Source organism: Vibrio sp. Vb0667 (assembly GCF_033391095.1).
In genome coordinates, this window is sequence record NZ_JAWPOL010000003.1 from 222,290 (window position 1) to 235,339 (window position 13,050).

13 protein-coding genes are annotated in these 13,050 nt (G+C 43.3%); 4 read left to right on the forward strand and 9 right to left on the reverse strand.

Features of this window, described 5'->3' with window-relative positions; all coding sequences use genetic code 11:
- Positions 1–269: 269 nt before the first annotated feature.
- The 5 genes from R8269_RS06205 to R8269_RS06225 are packed head-to-tail and all read right to left on the reverse strand — an operon-like array spanning position 270 to position 4,660.
- Positions 270–650 (reverse strand): Hpt domain-containing protein, encoded by a 381-nt coding sequence (locus R8269_RS06205; RefSeq protein WP_005377636.1) that lies wholly within the window; start codon positions 648–650, stop codon positions 270–272.
- Positions 651–661: 11 nt separating this feature from the next.
- Positions 662–1,348, reverse strand: a complete 687-nt coding sequence (locus R8269_RS06210) for an AAA family ATPase (RefSeq protein ID WP_318222483.1) — start codon at positions 1,346–1,348, stop codon at positions 662–664.
- Positions 1,348–3,450 (reverse strand): SLBB domain-containing protein, encoded by a 2,103-nt coding sequence (locus R8269_RS06215; protein ID WP_215810260.1) that lies wholly within the window; start codon positions 3,448–3,450, stop codon positions 1,348–1,350. The genes R8269_RS06210 and R8269_RS06215 overlap by 1 nt, the downstream gene beginning before the upstream one ends.
- Entirely contained in the window at positions 3,447–4,313 is an 867-nt protein-coding gene (locus R8269_RS06220; RefSeq protein ID WP_017634930.1) for an OmpA family protein, read from the reverse strand. Before R8269_RS06220 ends, R8269_RS06215 begins: the two co-directional genes overlap by 4 nt.
- Positions 4,314–4,339: 26 nt before the next feature.
- Complete coding sequence (locus R8269_RS06225; protein WP_017634929.1) at positions 4,340–4,660, reverse strand: STAS domain-containing protein; 321 nt, start codon at positions 4,658–4,660, stop codon at positions 4,340–4,342.
- 423 nt (positions 4,661–5,083) lie between these two features.
- Between R8269_RS06225 and R8269_RS06230 the strand changes: the two genes are divergently transcribed.
- Entirely contained in the window at positions 5,084–5,929 is an 846-nt protein-coding gene (locus R8269_RS06230; protein WP_017634928.1) for a DNA ligase, read from the forward strand.
- A gap of 15 nt (positions 5,930–5,944) precedes the next feature.
- Here R8269_RS06230 and R8269_RS06235 read toward each other — a convergent pair whose 3' ends face one another.
- Both R8269_RS06235 and R8269_RS06240 read right to left on the reverse strand, forming a co-directional pair.
- Positions 5,945–6,943 carry a DUF3080 domain-containing protein gene (locus tag R8269_RS06235; protein WP_215810259.1) on the reverse strand — a complete coding sequence of 333 codons (999 nt, stop codon included), beginning with the start codon at positions 6,941–6,943 and terminating at the stop codon, positions 5,945–5,947.
- 134 nt (positions 6,944–7,077) lie between these two features.
- Positions 7,078–8,448, reverse strand: coding sequence for an MATE family efflux transporter (locus R8269_RS06240; RefSeq protein WP_005377626.1), 1,371 nt, complete (start codon positions 8,446–8,448; stop codon positions 7,078–7,080).
- A 392-nt stretch (positions 8,449–8,840) separates the two neighbouring features.
- On the opposite strand from R8269_RS06240, the gene R8269_RS06245 reads away from it, so the two are divergent.
- Positions 8,841–9,452 (forward strand): riboflavin synthase, encoded by a 612-nt coding sequence (locus R8269_RS06245; RefSeq protein WP_005377625.1) that lies wholly within the window; start codon positions 8,841–8,843, stop codon positions 9,450–9,452.
- Between the two features lie 75 nt (positions 9,453–9,527).
- Here the strand turns inward: R8269_RS06245 and R8269_RS06250 are convergent, their stop codons facing one another.
- Complete coding sequence (locus tag R8269_RS06250) at positions 9,528–9,722, reverse strand: CPXCG motif-containing cysteine-rich protein (RefSeq protein WP_017634925.1); 195 nt, start codon at positions 9,720–9,722, stop codon at positions 9,528–9,530.
- Between the two features lie 253 nt (positions 9,723–9,975).
- Positions 9,976–10,842 (reverse strand): fructosamine kinase family protein, encoded by an 867-nt coding sequence (locus tag R8269_RS06255; protein ID WP_258476644.1) that lies wholly within the window; start codon positions 10,840–10,842, stop codon positions 9,976–9,978.
- A 224-nt stretch (positions 10,843–11,066) separates the two neighbouring features.
- On the opposite strand from R8269_RS06255, the gene R8269_RS06260 reads away from it, so the two are divergent.
- Entirely contained in the window at positions 11,067–12,041 is a 975-nt protein-coding gene (locus R8269_RS06260; protein WP_042523017.1) for a response regulator, read from the forward strand.
- Positions 12,041–13,003 (forward strand): GGDEF domain-containing protein, encoded by a 963-nt coding sequence (locus R8269_RS06265; RefSeq protein ID WP_025766666.1) that lies wholly within the window; start codon positions 12,041–12,043, stop codon positions 13,001–13,003. The genes R8269_RS06260 and R8269_RS06265 overlap by 1 nt, the downstream gene beginning before the upstream one ends.
- Positions 13,004–13,050: the final 47 nt, after the last annotated feature.

Sequence of the window (13,050 nt, forward strand, 5' to 3'; positions counted from 1 at the left end):
TTTGTCAGCACTACTATTTGGCATTATGAGTGGTTTATAGCTCTCTAGTGCTGAAAATTCTCAATTTGAGAAAAGCGTTATTTAAGTATTAGCACAAGGTAGGAAATTTGCGAAAAATCCATACTTTTTAATTGATTAAGTTATACCCAAATAATTTCAAGGTATGTGGCTTGGAGAGGGTGACTGAATTTGGAGCCTAAATTTCTGAGATGATGTCGGCATCGCGCTTTATCAAACGCGATGCTTCGCTAGGGAGTAAGACACTAATACTACTCAAACCCTTGAGCTTTTCGCTTTTCTAACGCATCAAACGATTCATTGGCGAGTTGCGGAAGTGTTTCACAAAGCTCCAATGCTTTTGGTATTTTTCCTTCGACACAGTACTTCTCAATCATTCTTGCTTGTCTTGAAAGCGTTCGATTGCCTAAAGCGAGAGCAGAACTGCCCAGTGTGTGAACCTCGAACTCTAATGTTTGAAGGTCTTTTGTGCTTAATGCTTGCTCTATTTTCTCCATGCGATCGCGTGACTCTTCGACATAGTGATCAATCAAGGTAGGGATGATTTCGGCGCACGTATCTTTGATCATTTGCTGAAGAATATGCTCATCCACTAATTCTTGCTCGATAGTCAATGTATTATTTATCGTCATAATAGCGCTCCCTATAACATAAACAGTTCGCTTTTTTTAATTTGCTGAGACAGTTTTTCTTTCCACTTTTTTGGTAAGAAACGCAGCTTGGAAACTTGGCGGATTAACTCATCTTTCAGGCTTGGAGTGTGCTTCATGTTCAGTACAGAACCAATCAAGTTCGCATCGCTAGCATCGAGTAGCTTTTTGGCTTGCTCGAGCTGGGTTGTAGTCGTAGAGCCATAATGCGCTACTAACAAAGTAGCATCACATACGCCAGCAATCACTTGAGGCGCAATATTGCTTCGGTTGACACTGAGAAGTGGTGATGTATCTATCACGACGCGCTCGTACTGCGTTAACCATTGTGCAATGTTTTGTTTCAGCGTTGTTGGGTCTCGGTACGCTAACTGAGTGCTGGCGAGAGATGGAGCAGGGAGGCCGACTAAAGTTTGATGTGTATTCTCTCGTGTGATCAAATGGCCAACCTTCTCGTCATCATCAAATTCGTGAACAGTGTGATAAGCGGGTTTGAATAAGTTAAGGTCTACATACAAAGTATTGTGGCCTGCTAAAACCAAGCGCTCTGCAAGAGATGACGCCACGGAAGTGACACCATCTTCAGATTTACAACCCACAACACAAATCGTTTTGTGGCCTTTCTGTTCACTCTGAAGATAAATTTGCTCAATCTCAGCGTGAGTTGCAGGAATAGTCATTACAACGCTCCTATTAACACGATGGTTGTGGTGATTTGTAAAATATCTCTTAATCCTGCCCTCGCTTTTTCAACAAAGCTCTCGTCTTTATGGGGAATGTAAATCGTGTCGCCTGCGCGAATGACTGGCAGCTCATAAATGTTGGCTGTTTTACTAAAGTTCACCAAATCAAATGTTCGGGCTTGGCCTTGGCAGCAAGACATATTGACCACACTGATCTTTTCAAGGTAGGCATTGTCAGTTGGTCCTCCTGCTTCCGCTAACAGATCAAGCACTGTCATGTTGTCATTGAATACGTATCGCCCTGGGGCTCTTACTTCACCTAATACGCGTACCGTGGACTCTTTTGAACGATCTAACCAGTTTTTGTTTTTTTCTGGAATGTAAATGGTATCACCAGGACGAACGTGGGGCAGAATTGACTCATCGCCTGTTTCAAAGTACATCGATAAATTCAATTTACTCACTTTGGCATAACCTAGGCCTCGGTGTGTGACACGGATGTTGTGAATATCTGCATCCATTGTCGGTCCGTCGGCGGCAGACAAAATATCCAGAAAATGCATATCTTCGGTGAAACGATAGCGCCCAGGTGCATTGATCTGTCCGAAAACGTATATTGATGCGTCAGAGCTTTGGCTTACCCATTGCGATTTATTATCGGATGGGTCGTCAGGCAATGCATGTACCCTTACGACTGTACCAGCGGAAACTCGAGGTAGGCTTGATGTTGGCGAGCCATCCAGAATGTATTGGTCTAAGTCAAATTGTGTCATTTGACCGTTATTGGCGACTTCAATTTTGGTGGTATCAGCTCGTCGAGTTGGGCCTCCAACGTGTGCAAGCAGATCAATCAAATCCATTTCGTCTGACCACTCGATGCGTCCAGGGCGAACAACTTCTCCCATCACTGCGACCGCTCGACTAGGTGCTACTTTTAACCAAGACTTCTCATTGAAATCGGTTTTCTCCGGTACGAAAATCGCGTCTCCTGGTCCAACATTTGGTGGTCTGGCTGAAGATAGTCCTTCTGTATGCGCGGTAAGATCGAATTTGATGACTTTGCCATCGGCTTTTATAACGCGAATTTGGCGAGATTCTGCGTAGCGAGTGGGCCCGCCAGCGTTGGCGAGGATATCCATGAAGCTAGCGCCTTGCTTGCCTTCGTATGCCCCAGGATGGGCGACTTCACCCATCACGTAAACCACATTTGCACCTGCTTTGATTTCTTCTTCCTGTTTTGGGACAAAGATGGTGGCACCTGGCAGGATCTCTGGCAGTAGGCTTTGGTCTCCAGTATCAAGGTACTTTTTCAGGTTAAACATGGTTGGGTTATTGTTTGTTATCACGCGAATTTGCTCAACACTGGCATATCGTGTCACGCCGCCAGCTCGCATTACGACATCAACTAGCGTGGTGTTTGGCTTGTATGAGAACGAGCCAGGTGCGTTGACTTCACCAAAGACTTTGATTGCACGAGCGGAATCTGCGCTGTCACCTGAATTCGCGAGTTTTGCTGCATCAAACTCTTGCTCAATATTCCCTACGAGTGGGGAAGCGGGGACAAATAAGACATCCAGTGATTCTAGTTTTGGCAGTTGGCTATTGTCACCCGTATCAAGGAAGCGTTTGTAGTCAAATTCAATGTTTTTATTTCCACGTTTCACGATCATTTTATCAAGCTGAGCCCCAGCGCGCAGGCCGCCAGCTTCGTACACAAACATTTGAATGTTGGACCCAAAAGGTAAGGTATATTCACCGGGTTTGACCACGTAGCCTTGAACGGACACTAACAACTGTTGCTGTTTAATAAAAACTCGAGCGTTGTTAACGTCACGATACACGGTCTTTAGCCTGTCGATAATCACGTCTTGGAGTTGTTGTTCATTGTAGCCGGCCACTAATACAGGGCCGACTTCTGGTAAATTAATTCGTCCACGACGATCAACCTGAAACCCTTGGTTTAACGACGCCTCTCCAGGTAAGTTAATCTGTATTAAATCACCGACCTTAACAGTATTGCTCTCATCCGCTATGGAAGAAGGTACCCACGCGACCAGACACAACAACATTAAGAGGATAAATGGTTTCATCGTGTTCATAGCGCGCCTCCTGCCGTTGGGTTGCGGTTTATTGAGGTATCGCTATCTGAATTAGGGCTAATAACCTCGATGCTTACTCGACGATTAGTTAAACGCACGGCGGATGTTTCACCTTCATAGAGTGGCAGGTTATCTCCGACAGATTTGGTAGTGACTCTCTCTGAAGTGATACCAAATACGGTTAGGTAACGCTTTACTTGTTCCGCACGCGCTTGAGCAAGTTTCTGGTTGTAATCGGGTGTTCCAGTTGCATCCGCATGCCCCGTTACTACAAGAGATAGGTTGGGGTGGTCACGTAAAATGTAGGCTGCTTCTGCCAAATGTCCCATGTACTTCGGGTTGATTTCTGCTGAATCGACAGCAAACTGGTTGTCGATATTAAGTAGTGCATAGATATCCGAGACTATGTTTAGGTCGCTACGTAGTGCTTCAATATCATCGGGCGGTGTGCAAGTTGTTTGGCTCAGTACGTAGTCGAGTTGTTGTTCGAGCTGGTTTAAGCGTCGACGCTGAATCACAAGGTCGTTGGCAGCGTCGAGTAAAAGCCCACCTTCTAACTCGCGCGCAATTCTATTTTGTTTTTCAAGGGCCTGAACAACTGCCGCAGGAAAACACCAGCGCGCGCCCTCTTGGATTAGTGCGTCTAGATGTAACTTGGTCAGTTGCCAATCAAACCTTAACCCATGTTCTGGACCTAAAGGCTCGTCAGGCATTACTGGGGAAAACTGATAATTCTCGATCGAGATATCTTGATAGCTTTCCGCCAAGCCACCTTTCCCGTGTTCTGGGTAGTCAAACGACGAACAACCAAACATGCCGACAACAAGACCGCTTACTGCATATCGTCGTAAAAGATTTACCATGCCAACCTCCGTTTAAACCGGTATTTTTAGTGTCCTTTTGAGTTAACGGGAATGGCATGGTTGATACGAAGCAAGCTCATGATTTCTAAAGGTTGGCCTGATACGTTTTCAATACTCATGCTTCTTTCACGTTCAACTAGACGCTTATATAAGTAAACAATGGCACCAATCCCTGAAGAATCAAGAAATTGGACGTGCTGTAGGTTAATTTCGACTTCTTTGTGATGATTGTTGTGAATTACTTCATCAATGTGATGTTGTGCTTGTCGACAGCCACTTGCGTCTAAGTCACCAAAAAACTCAATGGCTAACTTGTCTTGATTGATTTCTAGTTTGCGTAATTCCATGACTCTGTCTCCGTTTGTTTTTCTAATTGGATATAGAGCAGGTAACGTGCCAATTTGAAATTAATGAAAAATCAAACAGTTAAATATTGTTAATTATATTGTTCAATTTGAGAAAGGACTGATTCTCAAATTGAGAATCAAAAACGCACAGAGAAATGGTTTGCTTATAAGAGGTTTTGAGCCGAAAGAAGTCGTTAGACCGGGGGAGGCACGTCATGATTAGATTCCAACTCGATTGACGAACCATCCGCCATACGAGAATAATGTGTAACGACTAAATGCAAAACCTGTCTAAAGTTTATGATTATCTTTGCAAATTATTACTAATGTTGATTGTTATGAGTCGAAGAATAACTAGTAATAAATAGGTCATCGAGAGGACTTACGTTTCAATAAAGGCGATTTTTTGTACAAGGTCTTCTTATGCCATTAAAAATGACATTAATTGCGCTGGCTGTTATGGCTGCGTCTTCACAGCCTCAAGCGGATACTTCTCTCGCACCACCAGTTTCTCTTGCACAAAGCTATCAGGATGGCATTGATGTGTCTGAATATTGGTATAGCGAAAAACTTGATGGTGTTCGCGCTTATTGGACTGGGCAACATCTCGTGACGAGAAATGGTAATCGAATCTACGCCCCAGATTGGTTTACAGGACCTTTACCTGATTATCCATTGGACGGTGAACTTTGGGCTGGGAGAGGTAATTTCCATCTTGTTCAGCAAACGGTGTTAGATAAAACTCCTGTAGAGTCTGCTTGGCGACACATCGACTTTATGATCTTTGATATGCCATATTCCGCTGGTGATTATCGGAAGCGTTATTACAACATCAAAGACTTAGTGCTTGAAGTCGACCAGCCTCATATCAAATATGTCGAGCACCGAGCGATTCAAAATGAAGCTCATCTGTTTACACAGTTGGATAAAATTTCAATATCCGACGGTGAAGGGGTGATGTTGCGGAAGGTATCAAGCCGCTATCAGGCTGGACGCGGTAGTGATTTGCTTAAACTAAAACGATACGCAGATGATGAAGCGTTAGTTGTGGGTTATAAGCCAGGAACAGGGCGCTTATTAGGTATGATGGGAGCAATGTTAGTTCGCTTACCAAATGGCATTGAGTTTTACATCGGTAGCGGATTTACCGATGAAGTGCGTCGCCAGCCTCCGAAAATTGGTTCAACCATTACTTTTAGATATAACGGTTTTACACATACTGGTAAACCACGTTTTGCTCGATTCTTGCGTGAAAGGTTGAAGGAATAGAACGCTCTGCACTTACTAGTTGCCAACGGTTACGCCACATCGTTTGAAGAGACCCTGCCAAAACTGAACGTGGTTTAGGGTTTCTTGCCTAAATGTCCTATGTGCCTCAATGATGCCATACTGGTGACCATGGAGTTGCATACGGTTCTCCACCAAAGTGGCACCATCATTAAGTTGTTGATAGGTACTGTCTAAATAAGCCAAATAAGGTTGCACTTCTTCAACGTAAATGGATTGAAAGACATTTCTTAAGTAGCGGAACTGGGTGGTGTCTCTGTTCGGCCCGCACAATACATTGCTCTGGTTCTGCTCAAGTAGCTGAGTTGTCGCTTTTAACCAAAGGGATGTGTTTACCATTGAATAGTAAAGTCGTCCGAGTAAACGAGATTTCTCTAACTCTTCTTGATAGTGCGTAACTTCCACATCGGGTAGACGTGAGACCGCGCGGTGGGGTAAATCATACATTTCGCTGAAAATACGATAGACATCGTTAATGCGTGCAATATCATTCGTCGTATTTTGAGATAGCCAATCAGAGGCAGTTAGTTGCTTTTGCATGGCGTCACTTACGAGTAGTAAGTTGTCGAGATGAATGTCTAAATGTTGCCACTTGGTTGAGTAAAGCTCTGTCAATGTCGCGCGTTCTTCATCGCTAAGTGGAAATTCGGATAAACATCGATGCATGACTCTTAAAAGGGCAGTTTGATAATCAAAATCATGAAAGGCATCCTGCACCTTTCCAAGTTGCGAGTTTTTCTCAGCAAGTAAATTGAAGAGTCCGCACTGTCGTAATTGATAGCTCTCTAGCAGGCCAATAGATAGCCTTGGCAATGGCTCGAACAAAACGCGTTTCGCAGGAATCGTTACCGTAGACTGTAATTCTATTGGAATAGCAGGAACGTCCAATACATTGGCTACACGTTGATGATACTTATCAAACATGGCGTTCTCTGGATTGAACCAGTTATCACAACCATTAAGAATCAAGATTAAGAACAATAAAATAGACCGCACAAATATCCTTTTTTATAACTTCGTATCCGTTGTCTAGAGAGCAAAATCAACCGCTTCGTAATCTTGTTATAAGTATACTCAACCGTGTGATTATTCGATCAAAAAAGCCAGCGGATGCTGGCTTTTTTTACTTTTTATTGAACTGAAAAGTTCAATTGCACTTCTGGCTCTTGGCGATGCATCCAACGCATTCTGACGCCTAACATAAAGGCCGCAGAAGATAGGCCGATGATAAAACCAAGCCAGAAGCCTTGTGCTCCCATTGGCTCAACAATCCAGTCTGTACGGCCAAGGACGTAACCAATTGGCAAGCCAAGAATCCAATAAGCAATAAAAGTACGGTTGAAGATGGCTCGCATGTCTTTATAGCCGCGTAATGCACCAGCTGCGATCACTTGAACCGCATCCGTACATTGATAAACAGCGGCAAACACGAGCAGGTGCATCGCTAGAGTGATTACCTCTGGGTTGCTAGTATAAAGCTCGGCGATCCACTCACGAGACAAGACGGTTAAAATCGCTGTGAGAACGGACAATGCTAGACCAACCATAATGCCGACTCGTGACGCTACGCGCGCGCCATCTACGTTTTCTTCACCAAGTCGATGGCCGACACGAATGCTTACTGCTGCACCAATACTCATTGGTAGCATAAATACCAACGAGGAGAAGTTAATCGCGACTTGATGCGCTGCCACAATGATAGGACCCAGTGGTGAAACGAGCAGTGCAACAACAGCAAACAATGTCACTTCAAAAAACAGCGCTGCTGCAACAGGAAAGCCGAGCTTGAATAGACGAACTTGCGCTTTCCATTGTGGGCGATGCCATTCTCCAAATAGGTTGATGCTTTTCAATCGCTCTGATGTCATCACATACAGCAATAGCATGGCAAACATGACCCAGTAAACAATCGTGGTTGCTACACCACAGCCAACACCGCCTAATTCAGGTGCACCAAACTTGCCGTACACGAAAATCCAGTTTAGAGGAATGTTGAGCAGCAAACCGATAAAGCCAATAACCATTGCCGGTTTCGTCAATGACATACCATCCGTAAAGCTTCTAAGCGTTTGGAAAAGTAAAAAAGCGGGTACTGCTAATATAACGGCATGAATGTATCCCACCGTTTTTTCAGCCATCAGTGCTTCAACATCCATCAGCCCGAGAATAAACTGGGTTTGAAGCAGGACTGCAATTATCGGCACACTGATCAGCAATGCCAAAACGACGCCTTGCTGAATTTCAAACGGTATTTTCACTCGACGACCAGAGCCATTTAACTGTGCGACAACAGGGACCAATGCCATTAATAAACCCACCCCAAACAAAATGGATGGTAGCCAAATACTTGAAGCGACAGAAACCGCAGCCATGTCGGTGGCGCTAACGCCGCCAGCCATTACGGTATCAACAAACCCCATACCAGTTTGAGCGACAGATGCGATCAATACCGGGGTCGCCAATTTGATAAGACTTGATGCTTCTTCTTTATAGCGATGCACGAAAAATACTCCAGAGCGGAACAATAAGTTGAAAGAATGAGAGTACTCGAGGGCAAAAGATGTGGTGAACGGATCTGATGGTTGATTTTAGTCACGATAAGGTGAAAAAATGCCTCGGAGAAACTCCGCGCAAATGATAAACAATTGTATGTTTATATTCCATAGCTAGGTAGCTAATAGTCGATAACACTGACTGGACGCTCTCCACGCTAAGGATACGCTTTTACTGAGAACAGCAGCGAATCATGGTAATGTTGAAGCATGCATGAGAACAAACCAGTGTTCATTAAGCCATGGCTTTATCGTCTGCGGTCTTTATTTCCGACCTGTAGCGCAGTGTTTAGGGCTTAGTCTTCGACTACAGTTGGTATTAAATCAATAGGTAAAAAGAAATGTTTACAGGAATAGTTCAGGGTACGGCGAAGGTCGTTAAAATTGATAAAAAAGAACGCTTTCAAACGCACGTTGTCGAGTTAAGCGATGAACTTTGTAAAGGGTTAGAAATTGGTGCATCCGTTGCACACAACGGATGTTGTCTAACTGTGACTAAGATCGAAGGCAACCTTATCAGTTTTGATTTAATGCAAGCGACATTGGCTCTTACTAATTTAGGTCGGCTGGTGGAAGGGGATAGCGTAAACATTGAGCGCGCGGCTAAGTTTGGTGACGAAATAGGCGGGCATAGTATGTCTGGTCATATTAGTTTAACGGCAGATATTGTCGATATCATCGATACGCCCAATAACCGCACGATTTGGTTCCAACTGCCGCAAGAATCAATGAAATATGTATTAGCGAAAGGTTACATTGGTTTAGATGGCTGCTCGCTAACTATTGGTGAAGTTGAAGCGTGTCGTTTTTCGGTACACCTAATTCCAGAAACCTTGCAGCGAACGCTTTTCGGAGTGAGACAAGTAGGGGAGCGTGTTAATATTGAGTTTGATCCTCAGACTCAAGCAATTGTTGATACTGTTGAGCGCGTTCTTGCAGCAAAACAGCTTTAGAATGAGAAAAAGGAGCCTAGTGCTCCTTTTTCATTTAAGCGTTTTTATATTTCTGATGTTCACATGCTCGAGCTGTTATTCGTAATTGTCATCGATAAATAGTTCGACCTTATCTTGTAACTCATCCACTCGCATATTTAGGTGGATAGCGTGGCAGCAAGCTGGGCAATCATCATAAAACTCTTGGTCACCATTACTTGCATCTAATGTAATGCCGATAGAGTGTCCGCAATGCGGGCACTTTACATACCTTTCGGTATAATTTTTCATACAACAACTCCTAATCTCGCAGGGCTTTTAAACACACTATTCATCAATGAAGTACAGCCCTTTACTTACTTTGCCTACAAGGAAAATAGGCACAATCCAAAGTTAAGTCTCCTTTGATATTAGGCAGAGTTGTTGCTAATTGAGTCGAAATAAGTACAAAACTTGACCCCAAACTCAACCTTGAGCTTAGGGTGATTTTCTGTAGTGATGTGCCTCGAGATTTTACATCTTGAAATATGCAGTGGCTTCCAAATTAATAAGAAATGATTTTATTAATAACCAGTTGAGCCTGTTCCAAGTAATGGCCGCCAAACAAATTACAATGGTTGAGAACATGGTAAAGGTTATAGATATCTTTACGTTCCTCATAGCTTGAAGAAAGTGGCATAACCGATTCGTAGCCTTGATAAAATTCTGGCTGAAATCCACCAAAAAGCTCTGTCATCGCAATATCACACTCCCTGTCCCCCCAATAGCACGCAGGATCGTAACAGATAGGACCGAATGCAGTGAGTGCCGCATTTCCATTCCATAAATCGCCATGCAACAAAGAAGGTTTCGAAGCATGGTTTGCTAGCCGCTGTTTTACGACGTCGATAAAGTCATCGATATCAACCAAGGTGACGCCTTTTTCTTTAAGGAGCTGTAATTGCCAACCTATGCGTTGCTCAGCAAAGAATACACACCATTTCTTGTGCCATTTGTTGGGCTGTAGAGTCGAACCGAGATAGTTGTCGGTATCAAAACCAAACTCTTTTTGCTCGCCCCACTGGTGTAGGTGAGCTAATTGCTGCCCAAATTTAAAGCTGTTGGGACCATCTTCTAATGGTTTCGTTGGAAGGTAGTTAAGAATTAGGAATGAGGCATTTTTGGTTTTACCAACCAATACCACCTCAGGTACAAATAGGGTTGATGTTTCACGCAAAAGATGCAGGCTTTCAGCTTCTACCTCAAATTTAGACAAAAACTCGCGATCGTTAATTTTCACAAAATAACGTTGCTCGCCATCATTGATCATGTAGCTTTCACTGATATCCCCCCCAGACAGCCTTACTTTTTCCGTGATCTGGTAATCGAACAATAAAGTATCAGAAAGCTGTTGCGATATTGCTTGCCACATACAAAACCTCGCGAATCTATTTGACCACCAATAGTTTAGGATAAATAGCAGGGAGTTGGCGCTATGTTGAGCATACTTAGTAAAGAAACCTTCCTCTTAGTGTAGTCAATTTGTATAAATGTGAATCAAATCGCTTATAAGCCTCTGATTTGTTGGCTTAGCATATGGAGATGAACGTTTACAACAGGTATTATGATTTTTTTGACGTTAGTTCCATTGGTGGCATGAAAATACTGATATGTGATGACTCAGCTGTTGCAAGAAAGCTTATTGCGCGTTCTATCGTACAAGATACATCATTGCATCTTATTGAAGCGCAAGATGGTTATGAGGCGCTTAATATTCTTGCTGAGCAAAATATCGATATTTTGTTTCTCGATTTAACGATGCCCATAATGGATGGTTTTGAGGTCCTCGAATCATTACCTGTTAGTCAGTACCCGACCAACATCGTCATTATTTCTGGAGATGTTCAACAAGAGGCAAAACAGCGCTGTCTCGATCTTGGTGCTCAAGCTTTTATCGCTAAGCCTCTGACAGAAGAGCAGGTGCTCCCACTATACGAACAATTAGGACTGCATTATGCGTTCAAACCTAGTCATTCGGTTGATTCTAAAAACCAGGGTTGCGAAGAGCTTTCCTTACTAGCCAAATTCCGTGAAATTGCGAACATTGCCCTTGGTAAAGGGGCTGCGATTATGGCCGACCATTTACATGAGTTCATCCAACTTCCTGTTCCTCATGTTGGACCTTTGTCCTACGGCGAGCTTCATATGACACTGGTTGATGTGGTTGGGCGTGACAGTTCCGTTGCGGTAGCGCAGAGGTTTGTCGGTGGTGGTATTCACGGGGAGGCACTGGTGTGCTTACGTGGTAGGGATATCAATCAGATTGGGGAAAAATTAGGTTACCTTCTTGAGTTTACGCCTCATAATGAAATCATCTTGAATATCTCTAACCTACTGGTTTCGTCATTTCTCACGTCGTTAGGCGATCAACTCGACAAGCAATTCTCACTTCGTCAGCCAGGCATTGTGGATACCTTAACACCTTATTGTGAAGAGCAAGGCGAGTTGGGCGAGCTCTTTACTATTGAATACACCTACATGGCAGAAGCGCTCGATTTCGAGTGCGAGGTACTGTTTTTAATTGATAAGCCATCCGTAGAAATAATCTATGAAATCATGGAGCTAATCTAATGTCCGATATCACGCTGGACATAGCAGACTTTCATTGGGTCACACAAATTCTCGATACGATGGATTCAGGGCTTATTGTTTTGGATCAAGAGTATAAAGTGTGTGTGTGGAACAGTTTTATGCAGTCATACAGTGGCGTTCTATCACAAGAAATTCTTGGTGAATGTTTATTTGAGCATTTTGAAGAGCTGCCAAGAACTTGGCTAGAAACCAAGATAAAAGCTGCCGCCGATCTGGAAACTCGTTCTTTTTCTAGCTGGGAAAACCGACCGTACCTTTTTAAGTTCAACAATTTTTCTCCGGTTTCAAACAGCAGTGATTTTATGTATCAAGATATCGTGATCACGCCGTTAATTGGGCTTTCAGGAGAGGTCAGCCACATAGCGATTCAAGTCAATGATGTTTCTGAAACTGCGAGAAATCGCATTCATTTGAAAGAAACAAATCAACATTTGTCGGAAATCAGTCGCAAAGATGGTTTAACAGGTTTATTTAATCGCGCTTATTGGGAGCAATCATTGAAAGATGAGTTTGCTCACTTAAAAGTTATCGACGGACCATGCTCATTAGTAATATTCGATATCGACCACTTTAAGAAGGTGAATGATACTTATGGTCACCCGACAGGGGACGAAGTCATTCGTCGAACCTCTGCCTTGTTGAGAAAAACAGCAAGAAGCAGTGACATCTGCGGTCGTTTTGGTGGTGAAGAGTTTACGGTACTACTTCCTCACACAAACCAGGAGCAAGCTTGCTATTTCGCAGAGCGTTTGCGCAAAAGAATTGAGCAAGAGATCGTGAAAGTGGAAGATTTTTTGATTAATTACACGATAAGTATTGGTGTTTGCGAGTATAAGCCTTATTTTGAAACTCACACTCAATGGTTAAAGAGTGCCGATGCTGCGCTGTATCGTGCAAAAGAAAATGGTCGTAACCAAACCTGTTTGCATGAAAATGACTGAAATATAAAAAGGTTTGAAGAAACCCTGTATCCGAATTCAGTGAAGCA

Coding starts and splice junctions, on each gene's coding strand:
- R8269_RS06205 (WP_005377636.1), bottom strand. CDS start 650: ATGACGATAAATAATACATTGACTATCGAGCAAGAATTAGTGGATGAG.
- R8269_RS06210 (WP_318222483.1), bottom strand. CDS start 1,348: ATGACTATTCCTGCAACTCACGCTGAGATTGAGCAAATTTATCTTCAG.
- R8269_RS06215 (WP_215810260.1), bottom strand. CDS start 3,450: ATGAACACGATGAAACCATTTATCCTCTTAATGTTGTTGTGTCTGGTC.
- R8269_RS06220 (WP_017634930.1), bottom strand. CDS start 4,313: ATGGTAAATCTTTTACGACGATATGCAGTAAGCGGTCTTGTTGTCGGC.
- R8269_RS06225 (WP_017634929.1), bottom strand. CDS start 4,660: ATGGAATTACGCAAACTAGAAATCAATCAAGACAAGTTAGCCATTGAG.
- R8269_RS06230 (WP_017634928.1), top strand. CDS start 5,084: ATGCCATTAAAAATGACATTAATTGCGCTGGCTGTTATGGCTGCGTCT.
- R8269_RS06245 (WP_005377625.1), top strand. CDS start 8,841: ATGTTTACAGGAATAGTTCAGGGTACGGCGAAGGTCGTTAAAATTGAT.
- R8269_RS06250 (WP_017634925.1), bottom strand. CDS start 9,722: ATGAAAAATTATACCGAAAGGTATGTAAAGTGCCCGCATTGCGGACAC.
- R8269_RS06255 (WP_258476644.1), bottom strand. CDS start 10,842: ATGTGGCAAGCAATATCGCAACAGCTTTCTGATACTTTATTGTTCGAT.
- R8269_RS06260 (WP_042523017.1), top strand. CDS start 11,067: ATGAAAATACTGATATGTGATGACTCAGCTGTTGCAAGAAAGCTTATT.
- R8269_RS06265 (WP_025766666.1), top strand. CDS start 12,041: ATGTCCGATATCACGCTGGACATAGCAGACTTTCATTGGGTCACACAA.